Annotated in this window: 30 protein-coding genes and 1 tRNA gene; 20 read left to right on the top strand and 11 right to left on the bottom strand. The window is 44.8% G+C overall.

Going from position 1 to position 25,673, the window contains the following annotated elements:
* Nucleotides 1–139 precede the first annotated feature (139 nt).
* From M2125_RS05110 to M2125_RS05100, 3 genes are all read left to right on the top strand, one after another.
* Nucleotides 140–1,327 carry a pyridoxal-phosphate-dependent aminotransferase family protein gene (locus tag M2125_RS05110; protein ID WP_076023598.1) on the top strand — a complete coding sequence of 396 codons (1,188 nt, stop codon included), beginning with the start codon at nucleotides 140–142 and terminating at the stop codon, nucleotides 1,325–1,327.
* Between the two features lie 61 nt (nucleotides 1,328–1,388).
* Complete coding sequence (locus M2125_RS05105; RefSeq protein WP_280742645.1) at nucleotides 1,389–2,630, top strand: MFS transporter; 1,242 nt, start codon at nucleotides 1,389–1,391, stop codon at nucleotides 2,628–2,630.
* A 179-nt stretch (nucleotides 2,631–2,809) separates the two neighbouring features.
* Entirely contained in the window at nucleotides 2,810–3,706 is an 897-nt protein-coding gene (locus M2125_RS05100; RefSeq protein ID WP_280742644.1) for a helix-turn-helix domain-containing protein, read from the top strand.
* 23 nt (nucleotides 3,707–3,729) lie between these two features.
* On the opposite strand, the gene M2125_RS05095 is transcribed toward M2125_RS05100, so the two are convergent.
* The 4 genes from M2125_RS05095 to trxB form a co-directional block, all read right to left on the bottom strand.
* On the bottom strand, nucleotides 3,730–4,068 hold the full coding sequence (locus M2125_RS05095; RefSeq protein WP_076023601.1) for a P-II family nitrogen regulator: 339 nt from the start codon (nucleotides 4,066–4,068) through the stop codon (nucleotides 3,730–3,732).
* 61 nt (nucleotides 4,069–4,129) lie between these two features.
* Nucleotides 4,130–5,749: an NAD+ synthase gene (locus M2125_RS05090; protein ID WP_280742138.1), complete on the bottom strand. Its 1,620-nt coding sequence runs from the start codon at nucleotides 5,747–5,749 to the stop codon at nucleotides 4,130–4,132.
* A 37-nt stretch (nucleotides 5,750–5,786) separates the two neighbouring features.
* A complete protein-coding gene (gene ppa / locus M2125_RS05085) occupies nucleotides 5,787–6,323 on the bottom strand; it encodes an inorganic diphosphatase (RefSeq protein ID WP_076023603.1) in 537 nt (178 codons plus the stop codon).
* Nucleotides 6,324–6,528: 205 nt separating this feature from the next.
* Entirely contained in the window at nucleotides 6,529–7,485 is a 957-nt protein-coding gene (gene trxB, locus M2125_RS05080) for a thioredoxin-disulfide reductase (RefSeq protein ID WP_277541611.1), read from the bottom strand.
* Between the two features lie 39 nt (nucleotides 7,486–7,524).
* Between trxB and M2125_RS05075 the strand changes: the two genes are divergently transcribed.
* The 4 genes from M2125_RS05075 to M2125_RS05060 all read left to right on the top strand — a co-directional run bounded on the left by M2125_RS05075 (nucleotide 7,525) and on the right by M2125_RS05060 (nucleotide 12,030).
* On the top strand, nucleotides 7,525–9,837 hold the full coding sequence (locus M2125_RS05075) for a DNA translocase FtsK (RefSeq protein ID WP_076023605.1): 2,313 nt from the start codon (nucleotides 7,525–7,527) through the stop codon (nucleotides 9,835–9,837).
* Nucleotides 9,838–9,847: 10 nt separating this feature from the next.
* Nucleotides 9,848–10,534: an outer membrane lipoprotein periplasmic chaperone LolA gene (gene lolA / locus M2125_RS05070; RefSeq protein ID WP_076023606.1), complete on the top strand. Its 687-nt coding sequence runs from the start codon at nucleotides 9,848–9,850 to the stop codon at nucleotides 10,532–10,534.
* A 33-nt stretch (nucleotides 10,535–10,567) separates the two neighbouring features.
* Nucleotides 10,568–11,896, top strand: a complete 1,329-nt coding sequence (gene serS, locus M2125_RS05065) for a serine--tRNA ligase (RefSeq protein WP_280742643.1) — start codon at nucleotides 10,568–10,570, stop codon at nucleotides 11,894–11,896.
* A 44-nt stretch (nucleotides 11,897–11,940) separates the two neighbouring features.
* Nucleotides 11,941–12,030: transfer RNA gene (locus M2125_RS05060), tRNA-Ser, on the top strand.
* Between the two features lie 81 nt (nucleotides 12,031–12,111).
* On the opposite strand, the gene M2125_RS05055 is transcribed toward M2125_RS05060, so the two are convergent.
* The 4 genes from M2125_RS05055 to M2125_RS05040 all read right to left on the bottom strand — a co-directional run bounded on the left by M2125_RS05055 (nucleotide 12,112) and on the right by M2125_RS05040 (nucleotide 15,064).
* Entirely contained in the window at nucleotides 12,112–13,176 is a 1,065-nt protein-coding gene (locus M2125_RS05055; RefSeq protein ID WP_280742642.1) for a tyrosine-type recombinase/integrase, read from the bottom strand.
* A gap of 273 nt (nucleotides 13,177–13,449) precedes the next feature.
* Nucleotides 13,450–13,701 (bottom strand): DUF4224 domain-containing protein, encoded by a 252-nt coding sequence (locus M2125_RS05050; RefSeq protein ID WP_280742641.1) that lies wholly within the window; start codon nucleotides 13,699–13,701, stop codon nucleotides 13,450–13,452.
* Nucleotides 13,702–13,706: 5 nt separating this feature from the next.
* Entirely contained in the window at nucleotides 13,707–14,552 is an 846-nt protein-coding gene (locus M2125_RS05045) for a DUF1376 domain-containing protein (protein WP_280742640.1), read from the bottom strand.
* Nucleotides 14,549–15,064 (bottom strand): hypothetical protein, encoded by a 516-nt coding sequence (locus M2125_RS05040; RefSeq protein WP_280742639.1) that lies wholly within the window; start codon nucleotides 15,062–15,064, stop codon nucleotides 14,549–14,551. The genes M2125_RS05045 and M2125_RS05040 overlap by 4 nt, the downstream gene beginning before the upstream one ends.
* A 640-nt stretch (nucleotides 15,065–15,704) precedes the next feature.
* On the opposite strand from M2125_RS05040, the gene M2125_RS05035 reads away from it, so the two are divergent.
* The 10 genes from M2125_RS05035 to M2125_RS04990 all read left to right on the top strand — a co-directional run bounded on the left by M2125_RS05035 (nucleotide 15,705) and on the right by M2125_RS04990 (nucleotide 21,725).
* A complete protein-coding gene (locus M2125_RS05035; protein WP_280742637.1) occupies nucleotides 15,705–16,367 on the top strand; it encodes a hypothetical protein in 663 nt (220 codons plus the stop codon).
* A gap of 46 nt (nucleotides 16,368–16,413) precedes the next feature.
* Nucleotides 16,414–16,899, top strand: a complete 486-nt coding sequence (locus tag M2125_RS05030) for a hypothetical protein (RefSeq protein ID WP_280742636.1) — start codon at nucleotides 16,414–16,416, stop codon at nucleotides 16,897–16,899.
* Nucleotides 16,896–17,963: a hypothetical protein gene (locus tag M2125_RS05025; protein WP_280742635.1), complete on the top strand. Its 1,068-nt coding sequence runs from the start codon at nucleotides 16,896–16,898 to the stop codon at nucleotides 17,961–17,963. Before M2125_RS05030 ends, M2125_RS05025 begins: the two co-directional genes overlap by 4 nt.
* Nucleotides 17,964–18,029: 66 nt before the next feature.
* Nucleotides 18,030–18,263, top strand: coding sequence for a hypothetical protein (locus M2125_RS05020; protein ID WP_280742634.1), 234 nt, complete (start codon nucleotides 18,030–18,032; stop codon nucleotides 18,261–18,263).
* Nucleotides 18,260–18,631 (top strand): hypothetical protein, encoded by a 372-nt coding sequence (locus M2125_RS05015; protein WP_280742633.1) that lies wholly within the window; start codon nucleotides 18,260–18,262, stop codon nucleotides 18,629–18,631. The genes M2125_RS05020 and M2125_RS05015 overlap by 4 nt, the downstream gene beginning before the upstream one ends.
* A 26-nt stretch (nucleotides 18,632–18,657) precedes the next feature.
* Complete coding sequence (locus tag M2125_RS05010) at nucleotides 18,658–18,963, top strand: hypothetical protein (protein ID WP_280742632.1); 306 nt, start codon at nucleotides 18,658–18,660, stop codon at nucleotides 18,961–18,963.
* Nucleotides 18,953–19,924 (top strand): hypothetical protein, encoded by a 972-nt coding sequence (locus tag M2125_RS05005; RefSeq protein ID WP_280742631.1) that lies wholly within the window; start codon nucleotides 18,953–18,955, stop codon nucleotides 19,922–19,924. The genes M2125_RS05010 and M2125_RS05005 overlap by 11 nt, the downstream gene beginning before the upstream one ends.
* Nucleotides 19,925–19,933: 9 nt before the next feature.
* Nucleotides 19,934–20,848, top strand: a complete 915-nt coding sequence (locus M2125_RS05000; protein WP_280742630.1) for a hypothetical protein — start codon at nucleotides 19,934–19,936, stop codon at nucleotides 20,846–20,848.
* The gene (locus tag M2125_RS04995) at nucleotides 20,845–21,417 is read left to right on the top strand and encodes a hypothetical protein (protein WP_280742629.1); all 573 of its coding nucleotides are present in this window, start codon (nucleotides 20,845–20,847) and stop codon (nucleotides 21,415–21,417) included. Before M2125_RS05000 ends, M2125_RS04995 begins: the two co-directional genes overlap by 4 nt.
* Nucleotides 21,418–21,440: 23 nt before the next feature.
* A complete protein-coding gene (locus M2125_RS04990) occupies nucleotides 21,441–21,725 on the top strand; it encodes a hypothetical protein (protein WP_280742628.1) in 285 nt (94 codons plus the stop codon).
* A gap of 73 nt (nucleotides 21,726–21,798) precedes the next feature.
* Here M2125_RS04990 and M2125_RS04985 read toward each other — a convergent pair whose 3' ends face one another.
* From M2125_RS04985 to M2125_RS04975, 3 genes are all read right to left on the bottom strand, one after another.
* Nucleotides 21,799–22,086, bottom strand: a complete 288-nt coding sequence (locus M2125_RS04985; protein ID WP_280742617.1) for an addiction module antidote protein — start codon at nucleotides 22,084–22,086, stop codon at nucleotides 21,799–21,801.
* 3 nt (nucleotides 22,087–22,089) lie between these two features.
* The gene (locus M2125_RS04980) at nucleotides 22,090–22,383 is read right to left on the bottom strand and encodes a type II toxin-antitoxin system RelE/ParE family toxin (RefSeq protein WP_280742627.1); all 294 of its coding nucleotides are present in this window, start codon (nucleotides 22,381–22,383) and stop codon (nucleotides 22,090–22,092) included.
* Between the two features lie 232 nt (nucleotides 22,384–22,615).
* Nucleotides 22,616–23,797 carry an ATP-binding protein gene (locus M2125_RS04975; RefSeq protein ID WP_280742626.1) on the bottom strand — a complete coding sequence of 394 codons (1,182 nt, stop codon included), beginning with the start codon at nucleotides 23,795–23,797 and terminating at the stop codon, nucleotides 22,616–22,618.
* Nucleotides 23,798–23,962: 165 nt separating this feature from the next.
* Between M2125_RS04975 and M2125_RS04970 the strand changes: the two genes are divergently transcribed.
* The 3 genes from M2125_RS04970 (at nucleotide 23,963) to M2125_RS04960 (ending at nucleotide 25,470) form a co-directional block, all read left to right on the top strand.
* Complete coding sequence (locus M2125_RS04970; RefSeq protein WP_280742625.1) at nucleotides 23,963–24,352, top strand: hypothetical protein; 390 nt, start codon at nucleotides 23,963–23,965, stop codon at nucleotides 24,350–24,352.
* Nucleotides 24,353–24,728: 376 nt separating this feature from the next.
* A complete protein-coding gene (locus M2125_RS04965; protein ID WP_280742624.1) occupies nucleotides 24,729–25,091 on the top strand; it encodes a hypothetical protein in 363 nt (120 codons plus the stop codon).
* Nucleotides 25,084–25,470, top strand: coding sequence for a hypothetical protein (locus M2125_RS04960; protein WP_280742623.1), 387 nt, complete (start codon nucleotides 25,084–25,086; stop codon nucleotides 25,468–25,470). Before M2125_RS04965 ends, M2125_RS04960 begins: the two co-directional genes overlap by 8 nt.
* Nucleotides 25,471–25,673: the final 203 nt, after the last annotated feature.

Genomic DNA, 25,673 nt, shown 5'->3' with positions numbered 1-25,673 from the left:
TTTTGTATACATTCTCGTATATTACAAAAATATGCCCTAAAAACCTAGTAATTATCACGTATTGACATTATATTTTTGTATGCAAAAATAAGAAAAATGAATTCACATCTGTCTTTTCACACTCTCATTCGAGGTTCCTATGCTTAAACTTGATTCCCATTCGGCTGGTCGACATTTCTTACATATTCCTGGCCCTAGTCCAGTGCCCGCCCGAGTGCTGCGCGCTATCAGCTATCAAACGATTGATCATCGTGGTCCGGAGTTTGGACAGCTTGGTTTAGCCATCCTAGAGAACATTAAAAAAATATTTAAAACGAAGAGCCCCGTCATTATTTATCCATCTTCTGGAACTGGTGCGTGGGAAGGTGCCTTAGTTAATACACTTTCACCGGGCGACTTGGTATTGATGTACGAGACAGGTCAATTTGCAACCCTGTGGAAGAAATTAGCTGACCGCCTCGGATTGAAAACGGAATTTATTGGCAAGCCAGGAGCAGAGGGCTGGAGATATGGCGTTGATGCTGCCAAGATTGAAGAGCGTCTTAAGGCAGATACTGCCCACGAAATCAAAGCGGTTTGCGTTGTCCATAATGAAACATCCACTGGTGTTACTTCTAACATCAAAGCAGTACGTCAGGCAATGGATGCTGCTAAGCATCCTGCCTTATTATTGGTTGACACTATCTCCGGTCTTGGTTCGGCCGATTACTGCCATGATGATTGGGGTGTTGATGTCACCATCAGTGGCTCCCAAAAAGGTCTGATGCTGCCACCTGGCATTGGGTTTAATGCTCTTTCCACAAAAGCAATTGAAGCGAGCAAAACTGCCAAGTTACCAAAAGCATTTTGGGCTTGGGATGAAATCCTAGAGTCTAATAAAACCGGTTACTGGCCAACTACGCCTTCAACGAATTTAATGTATGGCTTGCATGAAGCAATGGAAATGATTTTGGCTGAGGGCTTAGATCATGTTTTTGCCAGACATCAGCGCTTGGCAAAAGCATGTCGTGCTGCAGTTGAGGCCTGGGGTCTAGAGATTCAATGCCAAGACCCTGCGGTGTATTCACCAGTTTTAACTGGTGTGGTTACACCGGATGGTGTGGATGCTGATCAACTGAGAAAGTTGATTTTGGAGCGCTACAACTTATCTCTCGGCACTGGCCTGGGGAAGGTAAAAGGGCGTATGTTCCGCATTGGGCATTTAGGCGATTGCAATGAACTTTCATTATTGGCAGCCTTGAGTGGTTGCGAGATGGGTATGAAGGCCTTTGGTATCAAATTAAAAGGCAGCGGCGTAGTTGCTGCACAAGAGGTATTGCAGGATTAAAAAAAGTCTCACCCCCGCCAAAATGTGCTGGCGGGGTCATGAAAAATAACAGGAGACCTGCATGAAAAATATTCTCAGACTCAAACCAACTACGGTTGTGTTGGCGCTATTTTGTGCCATGTATTTTTTGACCTATATTGATCGCGTCAATGTTAGTTCAGCTGCTGCCGGATTTGGTACCGAGTTCAACTTAAGTAAAACCCAAATAGGCTTTGTCTTCTCAGCATTTGCTTATCCCTATTTGATTTTTCAGATTATTGGCGGATGGGTGAGTGATCGATTTGGGGCCAAGCGCACGCTAATTTATAGCGGCCTCATTTGGGCTTTGGCGACCATCCTAACCGGCTTTGCAGGCGGTTTAGTATCGCTAGTGGCGGCCCGCGTTTTGCTAGGTCTTGGGGAGGGCGCCACTTTTCCTGCGGCTACTTCTGCAATGGCCCGCTGGATTCCAAAAGAAAATCGCGGTTTTGCTCAAGGTATCACCCATGCGTTTGCGCGGGTGGGTAATGCAGTTGCTCCTGCACTCATTGTATTTATCTTGGTTGAATATGGCTGGAGATGGTCTTTCTACGCCTCAGGTCTTTTGAGTTTAGTTTGGGTCATTCTTTGGGCACTCTTTTTTACTGAGAACCCAGCAGATCATCCGCTGATTACGCCAGAGGAATTGGCCAAGAAGCCCGCCCCCAGAAAGATACAAAAAACACCTTGGAAGAGGCTGGCAAAAAGAATGGCCCCTGTAACAGTGGTGTACTTTTGTTATGGCTGGACGCTTTGGCTTTTCTTAAGCTGGATTCCGCAATATTTCTTGCATAGCTATAACTTGAAAATTTCCACCTCGGCACTCTTTGCATCTAGCGTATTTTTTGCCGGTGTAGTGGGCGATACCTTGGGTGGAATTATTAGCGATAAGATTTTGCGCAAGACCAATAATCTCAATGTAGCCCGCAGTTGGATGGTGGCTATTTGTATGACTTGCACCTTGTTATTCTTGTTACCCATCATGTTCACCCATGACATTACGATCTCAGTCCTCTCCTTAAGTTTTGGCTTTTTCTTTGCGGAGATGACGATTGGTCCAATGTGGGCTATTCCGATGGACATTGCCCCAGAGTTTTCTGGTACCGCAAGCGGCATGATGAATACGGGTTCAGCGCTAGCGGCGATTATTAGTCCGGTTGTATCAGGATTTTTGATTGATTGCTACGGAAGCTGGGAGCTGCCCTTTGTTGGGAGCATTATTTTGATGGCTGGCGGTGTGTTATTAACTTCGCGCATGAAGCCAAACGATCGATTTACTGCCTAGATGACATTTTTGCCATAAGAAAAAGCTCCTCAGTAATGCGAGGGGCTTTTTTAGTTATTGAGGTAGCACTTTACTAGTCCTGTCATCATGGTTATTATTGGATTAGCTGACTTACATGTAGCTACAAGCTTTATTATTTACTTCGTTTTGAAACAAATCTTCTTTAGAGTATTTGTCAGATGAATAAAAATCCCAAGATTCCCGAGATTCAGCAAAGTGCTTTTATTCAAGCTAGGGAGCAACTTGGCTTCAGCATTGCAGACCTTGCTGCTAAAGCCTGTCTTTCAGCAAGGCAAATAGAGCAGATTGAAAATGGTCATACCAGCTCATACTATGGTGCACAAAATAAATTCACTGCTGCAAAAAAAGTAGCCGCCATTTTAAAAATATCAGATCAAGATGCTTTTGAGGGGGTTGAGGCTGATCAATTAGAGTCTGCAGTACAAAGTGTTCAATCTGAGCCGACAAGCTCCACCCAGCTCGCTAAAAAAGAAAAGCAGGCGCATAGGATAGAAAAAGAAATTACCAATAAAGTGGAGAGTGTCAAATCAAGCAAGCGACTCATACTTTCCTTGAGTATCTGTGCCGGCTTGGTTTTTGCTGGAATTAATTTTTACAAAAATGCTTTTTCAGAAAAGACGGAAGAAGTGCAGCTTGCCAGCCAAGATCAAGCAGAGCCAGTTGCTAATCCGACTCCCGAGGTGAATGTACCCCAAGCAGCTGAGTCGGCTAGTGAAGCATGTCCTAGTGCTGATGCAGCAGTTTCCATCTATAAGTCAGAAAGCCCTCTTAAACCAGGGGATATGGTGTTTGTTCAATCGAAGACTGCTCAAGTAGTTTGTGTTGTTGACGCTACTGGTAAAACACAGAGCAAGGCGCTGGAGCAGGGCGCACGCGCCTCGTTTTATGGCAAGCCGCCGTTCAAAGTGTTGACCTCGGGCTTTAATCAGATAGAGCTCTATTTTCAGGGGGTAAAAGTGCGCCCTGACAATGTAGGTGGAAAAACAGTATTGCTGGAGGCGGCTGAGCTGGTGCAAGCCCAGCCCGGTAACTCAACTGATTCCCAATTCAGATAATGCTTTGAAAAATAAATAGGGCTTTACAGGGCTGAATCGTTCGTCTCGCCTGTGCGAATGCGAATCGCTTGCTCAATGGGGCTAACAAAAATCTTGCCGTCACCAATTTTTCCGGTATGAGCTGATTTGGTAATAGCTTCCAGGCAGGCTTCAACGAGCTCATCAGCCACCACTACCTCTACTTTGACCTTGGGCAAAAAGTCAACTACATATTCAGCGCCACGATACAGTTCGGTGTGGCCCTTTTGGCGGCCAAAGCCTTTGACTTCAGTCACTGTTAAGCCAGTGGCGCCTACTTCGGCCAATGCTTCACGAACTTCGTCCAATTTAAATGGCTTGATGATGGATGTAATGAGCTTCATTTAGTTCTCCTTAATGGCTTCATCATACCTAGAACTGGTGAGGGCAGGGTGATATCGTGAATTACGCTCTAAATTGGGAGGTAATTGGGTAGCGCCAATCACGCCCAAAAGCCCTGGTGGTAACGCGGACACCCGGTGGAGCTTGTCGACGCTTGTATTCATTGAGCTTAATGAGGCGAGTGACCTTCTCAACACTGTCGACATCAAATCCGGCGGCAATGATTTGCTCGATGGATTGGTTCTGCTCCATATAGCGCTCAACAATGCCATCGAGCACTTCATAAGAAGGTAGGCTATCTTGATCAGTTTGGTCGGGTCGCAATTCAGCAGAAGGGGCGCGAGTGAGAATGCGCTCTGGAATAACTGGGCTAATGCTATTGCGATATGCGCAGAGTCGGTAGACCAAGGTTTTGGCTATATCTTTAATGACAGCAAACCCGCCTGCCATATCGCCATAAAGCGTGCAGTAGCCGACGGCCATTTCACTTTTGTTGCCAGTGGTTAAAACCAAGCGACCTGTTTTATTCGATAACGCCATGAGCAAGGTGCCGCGAACGCGCGCTTGAATGTTTTCCTCAGTCGCATCAAGCTTCATGCCTTTGAATTGCGGCGCAAGGGCTTTCTCGAGCGCATCGACTGGTTCGCTAATGGGAATTTCATCATACTGAACACCGAGGTTCTTGGCGAGCTCGCTAGCATCAATCCACGAAATATCGGCGGTATAGCGAGAGGCCATCATTACAGCGCGTACTTTATCGGCACCTAAGGCATCAACTGCAATCGCCAATACTAGAGCTGAATCAACCCCACCAGATAGGCCAATAATGACGCCAGGAAAGCCATTTTTGTGCACATAATCACGAACGCCTAAAACAAGAGCTTGATAGGCTTGTGCTTCTACGGTGAGTGGGAGGGTCTTGCTACCCATTTCAAGATCACCGGATTGAGTCAGGTTCACTAAGCCAAGACCTGTTTCAAACTGAGGCATTGACATTGCTAACTCACCTTTGGAGTTCAGAGCGAAAGAACCACCATCAAATACCAACTCATCTTGACCACCAACTGCGTTGACATATACAAGGGGCATGTGAGACTCAAGTAAATGTTTGCGTAATACCTCTATGCGTAATAATTCTTTTTGGAGGTGATAGGGCGAAGCATTCAGTGTGAGTAATATTTGCGCGCCAGCAGCCTGTGCTTGTTTGGCTGGGCCCACATGCCAAGCATCTTCACAGAGAATCAGACCAAATTGCGTACCCATACATTCAAAGACACAGGCTTGTTTACCGGGTACAAAGTAACGCACTTCATCAAATACTTCGTGATTGGGTAATTCTTGCTTGGCATAGCCTGCAATGACTTTGCCATTGCGCAATACTGAGGCATAGTTTTGCAGCCCGGCTGCAGTCTTTTTGGGATGACCAACTATTACCGTTAAATCGGTAAATTGCTTTAATTCTTCAGTGAGTAATTCCAATTGCTTCTGAGCGGCTTCAATGAAGGCGGGGCGCAGCAATAAATCTTCAGGGGGATATCCAGCGATTGAAAGCTCTGGAGTTAAAACTAACTGAGCGCCTTGGGCAAAGGCCTCAGCCGCTGACTTGAGAATGAGCTTGGCATTGCCCGGCAAATCACCCAAAAGAGGGTTGATTTGCGCTAAGGCGATTTTTTGCTGACTCACTCCCGATGTCAAAGTAACGTTTGCCTAAGGTGACAGATTACTTCTGTGACTTGGCGTAACCTTCAATGCCTTCGAGAATTTCTTTATGGGCAGCTTCGATTCCACTCCAGCCGGTGACTTTGACCCATTTCCCTTTTTCGAGGTCTTTGTAGTGCTCAAAGAAGTGTTGAATTTGGTCGAGCTGCAATTGATGTAAATCTTGGATTGATTTGACATTGGAATACAGCGGTAATAATTTATCTTCAGGTACAGCCAACAGCTTGGCATCTTGGCCGCCTTCGTCTTCCATCATCAATGCACCGAGGGCGCGGCAGCTAACCACTACGCCCGGAAAGAGTGGGAAGGGTGTCAGCACAAGCACGTCAACCGGATCGCCATCACCAGCGATTGTTTTGGGAATGTAACCATAGTTACATGGGTAGTGCATTGCAGTGCCCATGAAGCGATCAACAAACAAGGCGCCACTTTCTTTATCCACTTCATACTTCACTGGATCCGCATTCATTGGGATCTCAATAATGACGTTGAATTTTTCAGGGATATTTTTACCTGGGCTGACCTTGTCGTAACTCATGCTTGCTCCAATTAATGATTAATGATGGCATTTTGAATAATTCATCTAGCAAATGCCGATAAAACAGACAGCCCATAGTTTAAGGCTTTCATGCTGGGAATATCCCAAAAAATACTAAAAATAAGCTCGGGGTAAACCTTGATGGCTGGGGCCCACAAAAAAATGCCCAGCAGAACTGGGCATTTAGAGGGCAGTGCAGTAACTTTTAGTTGAGGGATTCTAGATAGCGCTGCGCATCTAACGCTGCCATGCAGCCTGTACCAGCACTGGTAATCGCTTGACGGTAAATATGATCTTGCACATCGCCTGCCGCAAAAACACCAGGGATATTAGTGGCGGTAGCATTGCCCTCTAATCCTGAGTGGGTTTTGAGGTAGCCATTGTGCATATCAAGCTGACCAACAAATAATTCGGTATTGGGTTTATGGCCAATTGCAATGAAGGCGCCAGTCACGGGAATATCTTCTGTGCTGCCATCTTGTTTTTTGATACGCACGCCCACTACGCCTTTTTCATCGCCAAGCACTTCCTCAAGGGTGGCATTTAACTTCAACTCTACTTTGCCTTCAGCAACTTTAGCCATGAGACGGTCATTCAAAATGGGTTCGGCGCGGAAGGTATCACGACGGTGAATCACTGTCACTTTCTTGGCAATTCCGGTGAGATAGAGTGCCTCTTCAACTGCTGTATTACCGCCGCCGACAACACAGACATCTTGATTGCGATAGAAAAAGCCATCACAAGTGGCGCAACCAGAAACACCGCGACCCATGAATTCTTCTTCACTGGGCAAGCCAATGTACTGAGCAGATGCGCCGGTACAAATAATGAGGGCATCGCAGGTGTAAGTCCCAGAGTCGCCTACCAAGCGAATCGGTTTTTCTTTGAGGGCTGCTGTGTGAATGTGGTCAAAAATAATTTCGGTATTAAAGCGCTCAGCATGGTCTAAAAAGCGCTGCATGAGTTCCGGTCCCTGAACGCCGTTGGCATCAGCAGGCCAGTTTTCGACATCGGTAGTGGTCATTAATTGGCCGCCTTGAGCTAGCCCAGTGATCAGGGTGGGCTTCAGATTGGCTCGAGCAGCGTAAACCGCTGCTGTGTAGCCAGCAGGGCCAGAACCGAGGATGAGAACTTTGGAGTGTTTTGGTGTATTTGTGGTCATATAGGAATTATAGATTTGCTTGTTTACAATCGGTGGAACATGGCTAGAACCGCTTACCCGAAGTCTCGCACCCCCTTAAACCCTGAGCCGCCTGAAAATGGCACTCAGGGAAGGATGCCCCGCCTACTCCTTGAGGCCCGCTGGTTCATATCCCTGGGGCTTTGCCTGGGCTTATTTGCTATTTTATTGACTTATTCCAAGGCCGATCCAGCCTGGTCTCACGCTAGTTTTGAGGCTCCCAAGAACTTAGGGGGTCGTTTTGGAGCCTATTTAGCCGATCTGATGCTCTATATCTTCGGAATTTCGGCCTTTTGGTGGGTCATTTTGTTTGGGCGCCGAGTTTTGAATGGCTGGCGCGAGCTTTGGAGCATCCCTTTGCCGGCTGATCCAGACGCCAAGCCAGACTCCTTATTGATGCGTTGGTTGGGTTTCGGCCTGACTTTAATCAGCTCCATGGGCCTTGAATCGATTCGTATGCACTCCTTATCCTGGGAGCTGCCTCGTCCACCGGGTGGCATCTTGGGTGAATTAATTGGCGACCCATTGCAAATGGCCCTAGGTTTTACAGGGTCAACTTTGGTCCTTTTGTTTGGTCTATGTGCTGGACTTTCTCTATTCCTCCATTTTTCTTGGTTGGATGTGGCTGAAAAAGTAGGGCGTAGTTTGGAGTTGACTTATCGCTACCTACGTGAGCGTCGCGAAAGCGAGGAAGATCGCAAATTGGGTGAGGTTGCCGCTGAAGAGCGCGAAGAATTTGTAGAAGAGTTCCGCGGACGGGTGGATATCGCGCCCCCAGTGCAAATTGTGCGAGCCCCTATTGAGATTCCAAAAAGTGCGCGCGTGGAGCGTGAGAAACAACAGCCGCTCTTTGTGGATATTCCAGATTCAGAACTACCTCCATTGGCCTTACTTGATGAGGTGCCAGAAGCCAAAGAAACAATTTCGGCTGAAGTTCTGGAATTTACCTCCCGCTTGATAGAGCGCAAGCTGGCTGAGTTTGGCGTGCAGGTTACTGTCATCGCTGCCTACCCAGGCCCAGTAGTAACGCGTTATGAAATTGACCCCGCTGTTGGCGTGAAGGGCAGTCAAATTGTGAATCTTGCACGCGACTTAGCCCGTTCACTAGGCGTAGTGAGTATGCGTGTGGTGGAGACGATCCCAGGCAAGACTTGTATGGCTTTAGAGTTGCCAAACCCAACACGTCAATCGGTTTACCTCTCAGAGATTTTAAGCTCGCAAGTCTATAACGATAGCCATTCGATCTTGACACTATCTTTAGGTAAAGATATTTCAGGTAAGCCCGTGGTGGCTGACTTAGCGAAGATGCCACATTGCTTGGTGGCGGGCACAACCGGTGCTGGTAAATCGGTTGGTATTAATGCCATGATTTTGTCGATCCTCTTTAAGGCCAAGCCCGATGAAGTGCGCTTGATCATGATTGATCCAAAGATGCTGGAAATGGCGATGTACGACAAGATTCCACATTTGCTCTGCCCAGTTGTGACCGATATGAAGCAGGCCTACAACGCCCTCAATTGGGCTGTGAATGAGATGGAGCGCCGCTACAAACTGATGAGTAAGTTTGGAGTGCGCAACCTCGCTGGCTTTAATAAGAAAATTTTAGAGGCTGAAGAAAAGGGTGAGAAGTTAACGAACCCTTTTAGCTTAACCCCAGAAGATCCAGAGCCAATCTATAAAGCGCCTGTCATTGTCATCGTAATTGATGAGTTGGCCGACTTAATGATGGTCTCCGGCAAAAAGATTGAAGAGTTAATTGCGCGTATTGCACAGAAGGCCCGTGCTGCCGGTATCCATTTGGTGTTGGCTACCCAGCGCCCAAGTGTGGATGTCATTACTGGCTTGATTAAGGCCAATGTACCCACCCGTATTTCTTTCCAGGTGAGTAGCAAAATTGATAGCCGCACCATCTTGGATCAGCAAGGTGCTGAGGCCCTATTGGGTATGGGTGACATGCTCTATATGGCGCCAGGTACTGGCTTGCCAGTGCGCGTGCATGGCGCATTTGTTTCGGATGATGAAGTGCATCGTGTAGTTGAGTGGCTCAAAGAGAAGGGTGAGGCCAACTACATTGAGGGTGTGCTCGAAGGTGCTGATGAATCTACTATCGATGCCTTAACGGGCGAGAGTGGTGGCGAAGCAGATCCCCTCTATGACCAAGCAGTCGCGATTGTTCTTGAGAACAAGCGCCCATCGATTTCTTTAGTGCAGCGGCATTTGCGTATTGGCTATAACCGCGCTGCCCGCTTATTAGAGGATATGGAAAAAGCCGGCCTTGTATCGAAAATGGGTAATGGCGGTAACCGTGAAATCCTCCATCGTGCATCTGAGTAAGGCAATAATTTTGAAAAGTGTTTTCTCAAGACTTGCCCTCGTCACAATTGCATTGTTTGCAAGCATCAATCTGACTCTGGCCGCAGAGGGTGATAGCGGCGCTGATCAGTTGCGTCAATTTGTGCGTAACTCCAAAACCGCCGAGGGTGATTTTGTGCAACAGCAATTGCGCACGCCAAAAGGTGATGAGCCAAAAGATAAAGGGCTCAAAGTGGTGCGCCAGACCCAAGGTCATTTTGTATTTCAGAGGCCGGGACGTTTTATTTGGGATACCCAAAAACCATATGAGCAAAAGTTAATTGCTGATGGTAAACAAGTAGTGATGTGGGATAAGGATTTAAATCAGGCCACCTTTAGACCGGCAGGGCAAGCTCTTGCGACTACCCCGGCAGCTATCTTGTTTGGTGAAGATGCCTTGGATCAACATTTTGAGTTAGTCGAAGGTGATGAGCACTTGGGAATGAAGTGGGTTAACTTAAAGCCTAAGACTGCAAGCTCCAAGGGCGCTAATGATCTGCCCTACACCAAGATCTCAATTGGTATGGCCAATGGTTTGCCAAAAGCCTTAGAGTTAATTGATGGTTTGGGGAGTGTGGTGTTGGTAACTTTAGATCACATCCAACTGAATATCGCCTTGCCAGCCAACCGCTTTACTTTTACACCTCCAGCTGGCGCAGAAGTTGTCCGCATGAAATAAAGAACCAATTTAGTTAATTAAGAATAGAGCATCATGATTGATCCCCAATTACTCCGTAAAGATATCGCCGCTGTTCAGGCGCGCTTAGCGACTCGTAAATTCCAGCTCGATGTTGAGAAATTTAATACGCTTGAGACCGAGCGTAAATCTTTGCAAACCCGCACTGAAGAATTACAAGCCAAGCGCAATCAATTGTCTAAAGCCATTGGTATGAAAAAAGGCAAAGGCGAAGATGCTAGTGCTGAGATGGCAGAAGTGGGTCAGGTCAATGCGGATATGGAAGCTGGCGCAGCCCGACTTAGTATCTTGCAAATCGAGATTGCGGATTTCTTAATGGGCATCCCCAATCTTCCAGATGAGTCAGTACCAACAGGTAAAGATGAGACCGAAAACAAAGAGATCAAAACTTGGGGGCAGGCCCCGTTGTTTGATTTTGAGATTAAGGATCACGTAGATTTAGGAAGTGCGTTAGGCTTGGATTTTGAAGTGGCTGCCAAGATAAGTGGCTCTCGCTTTGTAGTGCTCAAAGGACCGATTGCTAGATTGCATCGTGCCTTGGCACAGTTCATGCTCGATACGCACACTATTGCGCATGACTATCAAGAAATCTATACGCCTTATATCGTGAACGCAGCATCGATGCGTGGCACAGGTCAGTTACCTAAGTTTGAAGAAGACCTTTTTAAAGTGCCGCGTCAAATGGGTGGCGAGGTTCCTAAAGGAGCGAATGAGGGCGAAGCAAAAACAGAAAACTTTTACCTCATTCCAACTGCTGAGGTCCCGGTCACGAACTTAGTGCGTGATGAGATTGTTAATGCCGATAGTTTGCCCATGAAGTTTGTAGCGCATACCCCTTGCTTTCGTTCTGAAGCGGGAAGCTATGGGCGCGATGTGCGTGGCATGATTCGTCAGCACCAATTCGATAAGGTGGAATTGGTGCAGATGACTAAACCAGAAAATTCCATGCAGGCTTTGGAAGAGCTCACTGCACACGCAGAAAAGATTTTAGAGTTGCTGGAGTTGCCATACCGCAAGGTATTGCTCTGTACTGGCGATATGGGTTTTGGTAGTACCAAGACCTATGACCTGGAGGTATGGGTTCCATCACAAAACGCCTATCGTGAAATTAGCTCATGCTCAAGCATGGGAGATTTTCAGGCAAGACGCATGCAGGCGAGATTTAAAGCGGGTCAGGGTAAGCCAGAATTACTTCATACCTTAAATGGTTCGGGCTTGGCTGTGGGTAGGGCGCTAGTGGCTCTGCTTGAGAATAAACAACAAGCGGATGGCAGTATTTTCATCCCAAAAGCACTGCAACCCTATTTAGGTGGCCTGGAAGTACTTGGCCCTATCGTGAAGTAAGTACAAAGAAAGCCAGTCCCAAAGCTATAATTGCCGTTCGGTTCGGAGAGGTGGCAGAGTGGTCGAATGTACCTGACTCGAAATCAGGCGTACTGTCAAAGGTACCGAGGGTTCGAATCCCTCCCTCTCCGCCACCAGTATGGGTTAGCTGGCTATTTTCTAAAAAGTCAGATGCAATCGTTTCCGCAATTTTTGGCATCGTTTCCGCAGATTGGCTATTTTGTTGGGTTGACGCGCTCACCAACTCGGCGATAAACGGTCTTAGTGATCTGTCTATCTGAGTGGCCAAGAAGTCGGGAAGCATCACCCAAATCTTTGATTTCACTTGCTGCCTTCGGGCGACTATCTCGGAATTGAAATTGAGCAATTCTTTCGGCTAAGTCTGTTTGCCCGTTCTTTTTTGCCATGTGGATTGCTTCGTCTCTTGCTTTGTTAAAGCGTAATCTCAGCATACCTTTCGTGAGTTTTTTCCCTTCGAGCGTCGTCAATAAACTATTTCGTTTGATCGGATGAATTTTCAATCTATCAATGAGTTGGCCGAGTTCTGTTTTCTCGCCTGCATCGTTGACCAGTGAGATTTGTAGGAGCTTGCCGGTCTTCCCTTGCTTTAGAGTCAAAGCATCGTTAGTGATGTCATTAAAGCTAAATTTAAGTACGTCTGAAACCCTTTGACCTGTCAGATAAGCCAAGTCCATTGCATCCTTCAATTCAGTTGGTGCAATGGTGTACACGCTATTCCAGACTTCGTCGTCAGCGTAAAAACTCCGACCCATTTCTTTATTTTTTCTGATGCCAAAACATGGGTTTGCTTTGCTTGTATATCCCCACTCCCTTGCAAAGTTCCAAGCATGAGAGAAGAGGGCAAGCTCTCGATTTGCCGAGACTGGCGAAAGCTTTTCCGGAACGATAGTGCCGTCTTTCAACACTTTTGCGGGAGTGCGTCGGGCATCGCGATATTGAGCGATGTGCTGTGGAGTTATTTGATCTATGGGAGCTGAATCAAATATTGCCCGAAGTCTTGCGAGTTCCCACCCGTTATTTTTTTGTGTGGATCTCGATTTTGTAGGAATTACTTCTTTTTCATATCTGTCGAAAATAATTCGCATTGTGCCGACTTCGGCTGGAACCGGCTTGCAATCGAACTCTGCCCATTTTCTCTTGGCTTCGTTTAGATCTGTGCCCAGAGGAATTTCAATTCGCCGATTATTTTCGTCGCGGCCATTGTAGTAATACCCAATCCAAATTTTCCCCGACTTGAGTGTTCGGCGGCGTTCGAGCATTTTTGGAGGGAGGGGCGATCTATTTTTTTTCACTTTTTATTGATCTAGCCATTCTTTGGTAGTAAATCGTAAAGCAGCATCCGCGACGAAAAACATCACCACACAAAACAAAATTAGCGAAAAAATCGTCAGTGCCGCGAGAGTGATCTGGCCGCTAACCAGCTCATTTCTAAATTGATCCAAAATTCTGCCTGGCACCCACATCGCTAGCGCAAAATATGTTATTAAAAAGCTGATGCTTATAAATAGATTTTTCATTTTTTGATTCTCCCTTTAATTAATGTTTGCAAAATTTGGTTGCCAAGCTTCTCCGCTTGCAATAGTTTTTGGGTTGATTCCAGCGAGTTTTAACCGCGCATAAAAAGTCCCGACGACCGGCTCACCAGCTTTATTTTTGAAAAATATCCATGCATTTCGCGAAAGCCAGTCGATTTGATCTGCTTTGCGAGCACATCCAGTAATTGAAGCAATGTCGTCTGGTTGAAGTATTTCTTGAGAAATGGCTAATTCGAAAATTGCTGTCATTTTTTTCAGTTTCCGTGGTTGTTTTCTGCTTTGATGTTTTGCGCGCGCAGAAAAGACTTCAGCGCTTCGCGATCGAGCCTTTGCGTGAATTTCCCCAATGAAATTTCGTCGGTTGTGGGAATGCCGCGACTGCGGCAATGCTCAATCAAATTAGGCAAATCGTCCGTCATAAATTTCGACAAATGGTCCCGCGTGAAATCTTCTTCTGCCTGGCGCTGAGTTTCTGAAATTTCCGGTTTTTTTGGGGCGAATTCATGCAAAAAAGATCGCAAAAAGGAAGCGTGAAGCGTTTCGGCCGTGTTCTTCTTTTTCGCCTTAGCGACTGCTGCGAGAACTTCCTCTCGACCCAGTCCCTCCTTGACGCAGTCTTGCGCAAGGTACGGCAGCCGATCAGCTGGAACTATTTTTTCGGCTGCGAGCAATTCGAAAATTTCTTGGGCGGCGGGGACGAGGGCGGGGGCAGACGATATTTCGAGTTTTTGATTTGAGTGCTTTTTAGCTTTTTCGATCACTTGTCGAGTTTGGTTTTCGGCGAGATCTTTTCGGAATTTTGGGGCTTTCGCCCAGGCTTTTTCGTTTTGAAAAAATTCGCTCAAAATTAACTCAAAATTTTCATTTCGCCAGCCGTTTGGGGTCAAGTCGAAATTTTCTAAAATCAGATTTTTTGCGATTTCTTTTTCTTTTTTCGTTTTTGCACCAGCGAGCTTCGCGCAAATTTCGAGGTCGGCGGGCAAAAATTTTTCAGAGTCCAGATAGGCCGCTCTGAGGTTCGCGAACATGCCAATTTCGGCCAGCGCCATTCCTTGCGTTTGCCGAAAAAAATCCCCAATGTTTTCTTTGAAAAATTTCATTGAATTTCCTCGCCGAAAAGGCTGAGAGGCGATTGAATTTTTTTCCCTGCTTTCGCGTTTTCGAATTCGGCGAGCTCGCGCGAAATCTCGCGAACCACGAATTCTTTTCGCTTGCCGATCCGCTTCGCGATCGCCCCTTGGGTCGTAGCCTCGGGAAAATCGAGGAGGGCGACGAGCGCGGGGAACGAGTGCCGGTTTTTTCTCAGAATTGCCTCGTTTTTGCGGGATTCTTCTGCCTTTTCGAGAATTTCGAGAGGGTTGGGCGGGCTTTCTGCGCGGTCCTGGGCTTCGCGCCAATCGAAGCGATGCGAGCCTTTCGAAAAATCTATAAGGGCGACTCTCACGCGCTTCTCGATTTCTTCTTGGGAGGCGGAAGGGTCGATCGCCCGAGCGAGCCATAGCTCGGCGAGGGCATCTTCGCCACTTAAATTGTTCAATTTGGCGCAATGCAACATTTTTTCTGTGGGGGTCTCGATTTTTTTTGGCATCTTTTCGTTTTCCAAAGTCGTCATGTGCTCATTCTGTTGCATGTCGAAAGTCCGCGCAACCCCGTGCCATAAGGCTTCGCGGGCGATTTTTAGGTGAAAAAAATTAAGAAAAAAGTCCCCCTCGGGGAGATGTAAAAAAAAGTGAAAAATAATGAGCTTTTTTGCTTAAAAAATAAGCAAACTTTTATAAGTATCTGAATTTATTGGAAAAAATAAATTGTTAAAGATTGTAAATTGCTATTTTTGTGTCAATTTTTCTATATTGTTTTTGGTATGTAGATAATTTTTTTTATAAGAAATTTGTATAAAGAAAATCGAAAATAAGCTGAAATTGTTGTTTTTTGTGCAGGCTCTACTGAATTTGTTGCAGCTAGATTTGCCTGTGGATAACTTTTGTCAAAAAAGTGAGTTTTTCGACAAATTTTAAAAAAAATGAAAAAAATATTTTCATTTTTCGGAAAATTTCCCTTTGAAATCAAGGACCATGTTCCTCTACCTAATTACCAAATTACCTAATTACAAAAGAACCTAAAAACAAACCTTCTTCTGAAGATGGTTTTATAAATTCACACCACACAAAAGAAAAATATTCACTTTCTTTCGCTAATCGCAGATGGTTTTCTGAAACCACCGATTTTGCTTTTTCCTGTTTTTTCTTGTGCCAGTGTTTTTTAGGATTTCACTAAATTTCAAAACAACCGGGACCTTATCTGAGACCTATGTATGTAGTTTTTTAAACATACAAAGGAATCAAAAAATGAAACTTAAATTTTTAGCATTACCACTATTCAGCCTTTCCGCAATTTCCGCACAAGCGGCACCAGCCGACCCTTACAGCCTAGCGGTCGGCGCAAACATGAACAATGCAGGCGTAGGCGTGTCTATTGATGCCGCCAAGGCGTTTAAACAGTTCGATTGGGGTAATCTATCAGGCGGCCTCACCGGAGGCACTATCGACGCGAATACGCGTTACGCCGGATTGTTCACGCAAGCTGATCGAAGCATCAATGACTTTGCCAAAATTTATGGCCAAGTTGGCGTCGCTCAAACTTGGGGCTCGAAGACTGTCACAAGTGCTTCTGGTACCTCTAGTCAAATGGGCTCGACCAGCGTCCCTCTGATAGGCAGCACTCAAAACTCGACATCTAGCGATCATCGTCTGACGCCTTTCGTCGGAGTTGGGCTCGACTACTCCCTGGCTTCGCTCTCACCTTCGCTTCAGCCTGTCTCCATGTTCGTGCAAGGCCGCTACTACACATCTGTGGCAACTGGCGACAGCTCCAAAGATCGCTTAGTCGGAACAATTGGATTGAAGACCTCCTTCTAAGCCTCGGCGGGCCAAGCCCGCCAATTAATTTTTTCTGGAGATTTTTATGTTCACAATAATTTTGATCGGCGCAATCGCGCTTGTGATCGCGATCGGCTGCGCCTTGCTTTTTTTAGAGAGACAGCTAGCGCACAAGGCCGCTGCGGGCCTCGTATGCTTGTATCTCGCTTTGATTGGTCTTTCATATTTTCAATCTCACTTCGAAAAACGCGATTCTTCCTTTGACCGCGATCGGGTCGAAATGAAATCTGAATATTTTCGCCAAGTTCAAGGTTTTCACGACCAGTTGAACGGCTCCGGAGACCCAGCGGCTGAGCGGGTTGCTCGCGAAGGACGAATTGCAGAACTCGACAAGGAGGCGGCCGCTCTAAAAGCGGATGAGTCCGAAAAAATTGCAGAGGCTAAAAAATCGTCAGAGGAAACTAAGACTACTGTCGACCAGTTGAGAGCTCGCGCTAAAAATGCGGTTGAATCTGACGATTCTGAATACTTACCTCCCGCCGATTCTCAAAAGAAATCAGGTGCGAAATGAGAGCTCTAAAATTTAGCGCGATTGCTGCGGGTTGCCTGGCGCTCGGCGGATGCAAGCTTGATATTGGCTCAGCTATCGATCAAGTTCGCGAATCTGTAATTAGCTTCACGAGCACTCAGTCTTCGTCTAATAAATTGTCAAGCGAAGACTCTGCTGATCTCACAACCACCCAACCGCTCGGCGTGATTCAAGCGCAAGCGTGGTCAAGCTTCATCGAGTATTCGACTGGCTTAACTTCTATCTCGCAGCTTCCGCAAAAAATCGAGAGTGCGAACCTCTATGGCGACCCTCTCGTTTTTGTCAGACAAAAGCTGACGATCGAGCCTCTCAAAAATGGCAAGCCAAACCCGACTTTTTTTTACGGAGCTGATCGCTCGCCAGCGCTTGATTGGCAGAAAACTGTCACGGCTGATTTAAAGGCATCTAGAGCTGATTTAAGCGAATGGATAAGCAAAGGCTCGCACGGAGCTCTACCGTCGTCTGTAGAGCTGTTTAAAGCGCGTTATAACGCCGTTTTGACGATTCTTTTCACTTTTCAAGCCGGTGGTAATTACATAAGCCAATCGGACCTTAGCCAAAAAAACGAACTTTGGCATGGAGTTCTCTCTGTTGAATCAGCCAATCGCACTATGACGCGGGTCGTCAGCGGCTTAGGAATTGGCAACAAGAATTTCCTTCAAATTCGAGAACAGCTAATTTCGCGACTCTTGGGAATCAGCCTGGCGGAGTTTCAAGACCAGGCGGAATGGCTAGATCATTTTTATGCGGGAATCGACAAGGCTTCTGCGGTGATTCTCAATTCCGACAAAGGCTTGCAGATTGGATCTGATGTGTATCTGAGTGAAGCGGGCAAGCTTGAATCCTGGAAAAAGATTTTCGGTGGAAAAGATTTTTATTCGTCAAATGTTATCGCTGGAAAAGACTATGTTGTCACAGTCAAATCCTCGAAATCAGCAAGTTCAGATATTTCGAATGATTTAAAGATTTCTTCTGACTTAAAAGAATCCGTTGGCACAAAAATCACGCAGGGCGTAAATGTCACAACACCTTCTGCATCTGAGTAGCGAAGCGGAACGATGTTGAGACCTTATGTATATGAAGTGCTTTTATTAAATTAAAAAGGAGTAGAAATGAAACAAGATCAGATTGCAGTGCTTAAAGCAAAACAAGAGCAGGAACTTGCAATATTGAAGGCTAAGATCCGCGCAGATGAGATTTTTGAAAAACGTAAAGCTAGAGCTGATCAAATTTTGGCATCGGCGATTGAAAAAGCAAAAGCGCTATTTGACGTCACATGTTTAAAAGCAAAGTCGATTCACGCAAAATCAATTGAGTCAGCGAAGCTGGAGCGCGATAAAAAATGAAAAATACTTTAGGTAAATTCATTTTTGCAGGGATGGCGCTCATTTCTGCTAGTTGCTTCGCTCAAATTTACGATCGGCCGATGTATCAGATTCAGGGCCCCCAGTACCCTGCAGTCGTACAACGTCTTGACTTCTGCACATATGCGGCTGGACAAATGGTCGCAGCAATTCAGAATGCTCGCGGAGACTTCCGACAACTTTCGAATTCTCAGATTTATCAAGCTCTTCTACAAAATCCTGAGCGCCCCTCTCGCGTCATCGTTCCAGCCTTGCGCGAGGTCGCAACACAAGATCTTCTTGATGAAAAACCATATCGAATTTTCGATGATGTCAAGAATCGTTGTTACGAACAAGAGGATGGACGCTAATGATCAATTGTAAAAAATTGTTAAAGATGAAAACAGTTCAGATGATTCCAGTTAACAATGAAAATTCGAAAATTTCGCGGTTTGGAAAAGCTATCGAAACCGGGTGGTCGAAAGTGATTGATGATCTCGATTTTTTAGCCGTAGACACCGAAACAAGTTATTTGTTTCGAGTCTGGGACAAAAGAGGAAAAGTTTCGCTGGTCGGATATGTCGACGAGATTAACGAAGTCGGCATCATCAATGACGGTCGAGAAAAAATCGGTTTTTCTCTTTCATTTATAAAAAAAAAGATGTGCGTGAAATTTTATAGCTTGGAGCTTTATGAAAACTAACTATTTATTAAGCTTAATTGTATGTGGTGTGATTGCGTCGACCTCTGCACTTGCGCAGCAGCAGACATGGGAGCGTACAGACAGCGCTAGCACTACAAGCAATCAAAGTGCCTCGGATAGCGTATCGATGTATCGAATTCTTCAAGATGCGTTTGAAAGAAGCGATATAGCTACGAGACCAGGCGCAGATATTGATGGTGAAATGTGGGCGATGGGCAAACTTTTTTTCACAAACATTTTTTTTCAAAACAAAAAAGATATTTGCGTACAGCTCCAGCCTTCAGGGGAGATCATGAGAGAAGAAGGTTTTACAGTATCTGTCAAAGAATCTGTAAGCAAAGGCTTGAAGGGTGATAGCTCTATGAAGACAACGGGCTCAGCTTTTGATTTTTATAGAATCTTAGTGCAACGCTCAGATCAAGATCGCCTGCTGAAGCAAACATCAGAAATGGTTGTTGAAGCAAAACTTAAAATCTCTCTTATCCTCTCAAATATTCTTGTTGAAAATTACGCTCAAATAGCTTCAAGTCGCATGAGTCAGTCACAAGCAACGATTTTTTTGACAAAAAAAATAAACGAGTCTTTCGATACATATTTTAAGTCTTCTGAGAATCTGACGCAGAATCTAAGAATTTTCTTCTATCCAAGGACTCCGGAAAAATTAGACATTGGCAGTTTGCTCTGTGATCAAAGTTTGCATCCCATGTCTGGAGGTATTCCTGTAATGGCGTTCACACATCCTACCTCTCCTGTGGTTAATGCGCGCGAGCCTATCTCTGACTGGCGAGGCGTCGCTGGCCAGTTTCAAATAAAAATGTCAGATGGACGCTTATCAATTATCAAAAACGGTGTTGAGTGGATTAGCGACAGCGTGATCGAGGGTCGAAATCTGCAGATCGCAAGCTCTAAAGCGCTTGACTCGTCATCTGGGCTCTCTAAGAAAAAAAATCAAGTTCAGTGAAAGGAAAAAATGAGAAATAAATTATTAATCAGCATTATTTTTGTTTGTTCTTTAATTTCAACGGCTCAAGCTCAATATTTCGGAGGTCGCGCAAATGGAAAGGGGGATGATAAAGCGATGATGCGGAAGGGTTTAGACCCTGATCCCGCAAATCCGGAATTTAACCTTGGAGAAAATAATTATTGCAGACTAAATGCGGTAGACGATTCGAATCTTGCTACAAAAATCCGAGGTGTATTATTGTCAGAGCGGACATTTGATTACGACTGGTCGTGCAATAAAGCAATGCAACAGCCAGGCGTCGTTTCTACTGGGCAGAGAACTCAGAGTCGTATCGAAGAACTAAAGGGTCAAATGAAGTATGGCGCACCGGATGGAACGCGCGATGAACTTTATGCTGCGTATTTCAGCGACGCACTGGAGGGTCGCAGGGGTCATAATGGCCATGATGACTATTATCACGGCTGCGGCGGTGATTGTGTTACTCCGCCCGGAGGCGCTATTAATGCGAAGAAATCGATCATTGCCCAATTGAATCAGCCACTGATTCTAAAGAACTCGAGAGATCTCGTTGTTGGCACTTGCCAAGACAACGAGACTTATTCAAGTATTCATAAGACAAAACTAACCTGCTGGAGTCGCGTGGGAACTGTGATCGATGGTAAAGCAACCCCAAACAAAGACGAGAAGTATCTTGCTCAGCAAGATGCAGAAGATGCGAAAAAATTTGCGGATAAAAGTGCTTACGATGCAGAAACAAAAAGATTAGAAGCTGAGATTGCTGCTAGTGATGCAAACGACAAAGCTCAAATTGAGCAACTAACAAAACAAATCGAATCCACTTCATATCCTGCAATCAGCAAAGCTCAGTCAGACGAGATAATTAAAAAACTAAAACAACTTGATTTAGAAAGAAAAAAATGAAAAAGAGATTATTTTTAATAGCAATTTTATTTACATCTATTTTGGTTGGTTGCGGTTCAGTTAATTTGGCTGAGCGAACTTCTTCAAAAGAGGATCTCGCGCTTATTCTTGTGAATAATAGTGGCGCAAGCTATAAAAACTACATATCTGAAGTCGACGGTAAAAATATTGAGGACAGTTATTTGGGCAAAATATTTATGGCGAAGTCTCAAAGTATTTATTTGTCGCCAGGCAAGCACAAAATCGTCATTGCTCTTCTCATACCGAACACCGCAACTTGGAATTATAAAAGAGCGGAGTTGGCCGTAGAAAGCGGAAAGAGATATGACTTGGTGGGAGGAACAACTTTTTACGAAAGGCCGCGGGCTGGAAATGATGACAAAATTTACTACGGATCAGATCCAGTCACGGGTGTCAACAGAAATTTGCGAAAGGAGGCCGAAAAAAGATTAGAGAATGCGAAGACACCAGAGGAGCAACAGAAGCGCTATAAAGAATTGAATGATCTCGTGATGACCCATGATTACAAGATCATGGGATTGGTGGCCGGTCGATTCGTTTATCAATAAGAAATCAGATTAAAAGAAAGATCATGATGAAAAAGCATTTACTACTCTTAGCATTTTCCGTTGTTACATCTTTAGCCTTCGCGGATGATTACGTTGGACAAAACGGATATCGCATGCCTGACGGCTACGTCTCAACTAATGGCTTCGTTCATTTTGACTGGTCAAAGTTTGTGCTCGAAAGACAAAGGCTAGACCTTGTAAAACAGTCAAATGGTTTATTTGAATTTAGGTTGTCAAAAAAATCGTTGAAAATATTCGATAATGCAACTTGTTTTGGGTATCCGTGTTTTGTGATTGATGCTGCTTAAATTACTATACGTTCAATAATTTTCATTTTGATTGATGACACCATTAAAGACATGTGTATCACGTGAGGAGTGGTTAGGCGTGAACGCTAATCTTTAAGCCCAACGCATTAATAACCTTGGAAATGGTGTCAAAACGGGGTTGCGATCCCACAGTCAATGCTTTGTAGAGGCTTTCGCGACCTAAACCCGATTCTTTGGCAACGGTAGCCATACCTTTAGCTTTGGCAATATGACCCAATGAGCGAATAAGCTCATCATTGTCGCCACCCTCTAATACTTGGGATAAGTACTCGGCAATAGCCTCTTCGCTATCAAGGTAGCGAGTAATATCGAATGCTTTTAGTTTTTGTGCTGTTTTCATAATTTAAAACTCCTTAGCCAATGCAATCGCTTTTTTAATATCTGTCTGCTGCGAACTCTTGGTGCCACCAGCCAATAAGATCACCATTATCTTCTCTCGCATGGTGTAGTACACCCGATAGCCAGCGCCTATATCAATACGCATTTCCGATACACCAGTACCCACAGACTTCACATCCCCCAAGTTACCGTTTTCTGCTCGCTCAATACGTCGAGCGATAGCCACTTTGGCACGTAAATCCTTAATGGAGTCGTGCCATGCTTCAAATGACTCGGTTTGCTGGATGATGTAAAGCATTTATGTATTGTATCCATTTGGATACAAAAGTCAACCGCGTAATCATTAGTGTTGTCGGCAATTGAAGTCGAGACTCGCTAATGCAAATAAATCAATGACTTAGAGAAAATCTCGCAAAGGGAGCTTTTGCCAAATCTGCAACGCAACTTGAGATTCTTTCGGTTTTTTGCAATCTAAGCTGAGATTTTCCTTAAAAAAATATAATGAAAACTGATGGTGCTTTTGGTAATTTCTACTTTTCCAGCCTGATAATTCGCTTCATATAGTCAGCGAACAGCGGCACAGTAAAGGCCGTATCTCCATGCGCGGGGCTATAAATCATTCCCTTGCTAATTAAAGACTTTCTTAGCGGCCCCAGTTGATTCACTTCTTTTTTCATCGCAGCAGCAATATCTCCTGACCTTGGTGCTGGCATATTAATTTCAGCCATAGCTCTTAAGTAATTTTTTTCCATTGGAGTACAACGGTCAAAACGCACACGGAAAAAACTAGCATCTAGCTGCAAAATTGCTAGGTCAGTTGCAGTAACTGCATCCTCTCTGGTAATGACTTGTGTAGCGGCAACACTCCAGCACATACTTCCCCATTCTTGTAAAAAATATGGGTAACCTTGTGTTTGTTTTAAGATTTCTGCTATGGCGTCCTCTTCAAAGGCGACCTGATGCAACTCTACTGGGCGTTGTAATGCCTCTGTTGCCGCCTCATCAGGAAGAGCACCAATGACTGGAAAATCGAATAATCGCTCTGCGTATGATTTTGCTCGTCCAACATTTCCAACTAGTTGCGGCAACCCTGCGCCCACCATGGCTACGGGCAATCGCTTTTGGGCGCAAGCATGAAGCGCAGATATTAAAGCGGCTAGCTCAGCTTCTGGCACATATTGAAGCTCATCAATGAAGATTACAACTGCGGTTTTCTTGTCCTGTGCCGCTGCACCTACAGATTGCAATAGCTCTGACAAGTCGTAATCAAGATCACCAGTATCTGCAACACCTTCTTCTTTGCCAAGATCAAAACCAAATTCCATTCCTTCATACTTCACCTTAGCGGCAGAGATGAAGCTTCCCAAAACTTTGACAGCTTTAGCCACCAAATCCTTTGCGCCAGCCATACGATCAAGTTTTAACAAGGCGGCTCGTAAACTCGGTACAAGCATGGCGGGTAAATTGCGGTTTTCGGGAGACTCAAATTGAACGCAAACAATGCCCTCTGCTTCTGCGTCATTTTTTAGCCTATTCAAGAGAACGGTTTTACCGACCCCGCGCAGACCAACCATCAGCACGCTTTTCGCTGAATTTCCAGAGCGAATGCGATGTAATGCTATTGAAACGTCCTCAATGATTTTTTCTCGGCCCGCTAGCTCAGGTGGGGCAGTACCCGCTCCAGGGGAAAAGGGATTGATTCTAGGGTCCATATTTATAACTATCTTATGTAGGTTTATTGTTTTTTAATAATATCACCTAATTTACCTATAAATTGGAGATCTTGCGGATTCCAAACAGCAATAGATCCAAGCATCAAAAAAAATCAGATAGACCTTCAGGTTGATTCTGGCTTTTTATATTTTTGACTCTCTATTTTGTTCTTAACGGTTGAATCTCAAGTTGTTCTGCAAAAATCTCAAGTTGCGTTGCGGACGACAGCAGTCAGCCAATCACAAAACTCTGTTTATGAGTTAATTGCTATTTTGCACGATATGGGTAAATCAATCATGAAACTCGGATACCCTTGTTTTTTGCGGGATGATGCGAGCATGAAGAGTTGCGGTGAGTCAACCAGTACAGTCAGAGTGATTGTTGATTGTTCGAAAAATGGCGTTGCATTTAATCAAGCTCGTTGGAGCAACGATGAGCCATCAAAATTAGTCAATACAGAGACAACTTCTTCTGAAATGCTTAGCTACACATCTGATAAGCAAGGAACTCACGCGCGGCTGGATGATCTTGTTTCTAAAACGTGCCGTAATTAAAAGAACTTAGACCCCACCCCGCTCCCAATGCCCCAGACTAATCTCTGGGGTTTTTTATTTTGGATCGCGATTATGTACGGTACATAGTTCTCTCAAATTTCTATTAAATTCGAACCGATGCAAAGCATCACACAAGACGCACGCCGCTTCGCGTCGTACAGAAAACCTTAGAAGCCAATCCAGGTCTGGTTCAGCTGCGTCAGACGTTTTCCGCTTCCTTTGTCCGCTCTCGTCAGACAGTCGTCAGCGTTTGTCTGACACAAAATTGCTAAACCATTGATTTCATTATGTCGGCGAATGTCAGACACATTCGGGAACTCATTTGAGACCTAGACATATGTATGTAGTTTTTTTAAACATAATTGGAGTTTCAAAAATGAATCAAAAATTAATTGACAAACGAATTACTCTTCGATTTTCTGATACTCAAATGAGTGATCTAGAACGAATTTCAAAAGAACTAGGCGCGGAAAAATCAGCGACTTTGCGAATGATTTTCGATGACTGGACAAGTCGAAAAGAGCACACAGAAGCGCGGCTTTTAGAGCAAATAGACAAGCAAAACAAGCGATTTGAAGATGTAATTTTTGCACTTCGGACGGTTTTTGCATCGACGATTTCTACGAAAGAGGAGGCATATTGGCAACAAGAAGAAGTCATAAAAATTCGAAAAGGGGCATTGGTTTTATTTGATCAAATCATGGCGAATTCATCAAATGGAGGGTCTGAAAATGTTTGAATATTCTGCAAATTTTGGCTCTATAAACCGTCCGACTGACCTACCCACAGGAGACTACATCGTCGTGAATTCGTTAATGCGCCACCGTGAAAAAAGAGAGTGTGCTATCAACATTTTTTCTTACGAGCACCTTAATTCTGAGGGTGAGCGAGAGCTCGTTTGCGTCAATTTTCTAATCCATAAGGGTAATGAGCTGGGATTCAAAGAAGCTGTTTTAGCGAATGGTCTTTGGCGAAACGAGGAAGGGCAGATCACAGACAACATTAGCAATTTTCTCCCAGATGATTTTTTGGACTACGAGGTTGTTCTCGAGGAAGATCGCAAGTCATTCACGCTCACCGATTATCACAAAGTGATCAATATTCAACAAATTAATTGAGAAAAAAAATGAAAGAAAAAATTAAAAGTTACTCGGATTTTTGCGTTAAATCTTATGACTGGATTAACGAAAAACTCACTAATCGAAAGCTTGAATCAATCTCTTTTTTATCTAGTTTTTTGATGATGTTCTTACTTGTCGTGGGATTCAAGCAGCTTTTGTTTATTTGTATTTTTTCGGCAGGTTCAGCTTTTGCTGTCAGT

The organism is Polynucleobacter sphagniphilus (assembly GCF_029892205.1).
GTDB lineage: Bacteria > Pseudomonadota > Gammaproteobacteria > Burkholderiales > Burkholderiaceae > Polynucleobacter > Polynucleobacter sphagniphilus.
The sequence above is the reverse complement of the archived record's forward strand: the minus strand, read 5'-3'. Positions and strand labels throughout refer to the sequence as shown.

Excerpts from the sequence above, each read along its gene's own strand:
- M2125_RS05110 (WP_076023598.1), top strand. The coding sequence starts at position 140 with ATGCTTAAACTTGATTCCCATTCGGCTGGTCGACATTTCTTACATATT.
- M2125_RS05105 (WP_280742645.1), top strand. The coding sequence starts at position 1,389 with ATGAAAAATATTCTCAGACTCAAACCAACTACGGTTGTGTTGGCGCTA.
- M2125_RS05100 (WP_280742644.1), top strand. The coding sequence starts at position 2,810 with ATGAATAAAAATCCCAAGATTCCCGAGATTCAGCAAAGTGCTTTTATT.
- M2125_RS05095 (WP_076023601.1), bottom strand. The coding sequence starts at position 4,068 with ATGAAGCTCATTACATCCATCATCAAGCCATTTAAATTGGACGAAGTT.
- ppa (WP_076023603.1), bottom strand. The coding sequence starts at position 6,323 with ATGAGTTACGACAAGGTCAGCCCAGGTAAAAATATCCCTGAAAAATTC.
- trxB (WP_277541611.1), bottom strand. The coding sequence starts at position 7,485 with ATGACCACAAATACACCAAAACACTCCAAAGTTCTCATCCTCGGTTCT.
- M2125_RS05075 (WP_076023605.1), top strand. The coding sequence starts at position 7,525 with ATGGCTAGAACCGCTTACCCGAAGTCTCGCACCCCCTTAAACCCTGAG.
- serS (WP_280742643.1), top strand. The coding sequence starts at position 10,568 with ATGATTGATCCCCAATTACTCCGTAAAGATATCGCCGCTGTTCAGGCG.
- M2125_RS05055 (WP_280742642.1), bottom strand. The coding sequence starts at position 13,176 with ATGCTCGAACGCCGCCGAACACTCAAGTCGGGGAAAATTTGGATTGGG.
- M2125_RS05050 (WP_280742641.1), bottom strand. The coding sequence starts at position 13,701 with ATGACAGCAATTTTCGAATTAGCCATTTCTCAAGAAATACTTCAACCA.
- M2125_RS05045 (WP_280742640.1), bottom strand. The coding sequence starts at position 14,552 with ATGAAATTTTTCAAAGAAAACATTGGGGATTTTTTTCGGCAAACGCAA.
- M2125_RS05040 (WP_280742639.1), bottom strand. The coding sequence starts at position 15,064 with ATGACGACTTTGGAAAACGAAAAGATGCCAAAAAAAATCGAGACCCCC.
- M2125_RS05030 (WP_280742636.1), top strand. The coding sequence starts at position 16,414 with ATGTTCACAATAATTTTGATCGGCGCAATCGCGCTTGTGATCGCGATC.
- M2125_RS05025 (WP_280742635.1), top strand. The coding sequence starts at position 16,896 with ATGAGAGCTCTAAAATTTAGCGCGATTGCTGCGGGTTGCCTGGCGCTC.
- M2125_RS05020 (WP_280742634.1), top strand. The coding sequence starts at position 18,030 with ATGAAACAAGATCAGATTGCAGTGCTTAAAGCAAAACAAGAGCAGGAA.
- M2125_RS05015 (WP_280742633.1), top strand. The coding sequence starts at position 18,260 with ATGAAAAATACTTTAGGTAAATTCATTTTTGCAGGGATGGCGCTCATT.
- M2125_RS05010 (WP_280742632.1), top strand. The coding sequence starts at position 18,658 with ATGAAAACAGTTCAGATGATTCCAGTTAACAATGAAAATTCGAAAATT.
- M2125_RS05005 (WP_280742631.1), top strand. The coding sequence starts at position 18,953 with ATGAAAACTAACTATTTATTAAGCTTAATTGTATGTGGTGTGATTGCG.
- M2125_RS05000 (WP_280742630.1), top strand. The coding sequence starts at position 19,934 with ATGAGAAATAAATTATTAATCAGCATTATTTTTGTTTGTTCTTTAATT.
- M2125_RS04995 (WP_280742629.1), top strand. The coding sequence starts at position 20,845 with ATGAAAAAGAGATTATTTTTAATAGCAATTTTATTTACATCTATTTTG.
- M2125_RS04990 (WP_280742628.1), top strand. The coding sequence starts at position 21,441 with ATGATGAAAAAGCATTTACTACTCTTAGCATTTTCCGTTGTTACATCT.
- M2125_RS04985 (WP_280742617.1), bottom strand. The coding sequence starts at position 22,086 with ATGAAAACAGCACAAAAACTAAAAGCATTCGATATTACTCGCTACCTT.
- M2125_RS04980 (WP_280742627.1), bottom strand. The coding sequence starts at position 22,383 with ATGCTTTACATCATCCAGCAAACCGAGTCATTTGAAGCATGGCACGAC.
- M2125_RS04975 (WP_280742626.1), bottom strand. The coding sequence starts at position 23,797 with ATGGACCCTAGAATCAATCCCTTTTCCCCTGGAGCGGGTACTGCCCCA.
- M2125_RS04965 (WP_280742624.1), top strand. The coding sequence starts at position 24,729 with ATGAATCAAAAATTAATTGACAAACGAATTACTCTTCGATTTTCTGAT.
- M2125_RS04960 (WP_280742623.1), top strand. The coding sequence starts at position 25,084 with ATGTTTGAATATTCTGCAAATTTTGGCTCTATAAACCGTCCGACTGAC.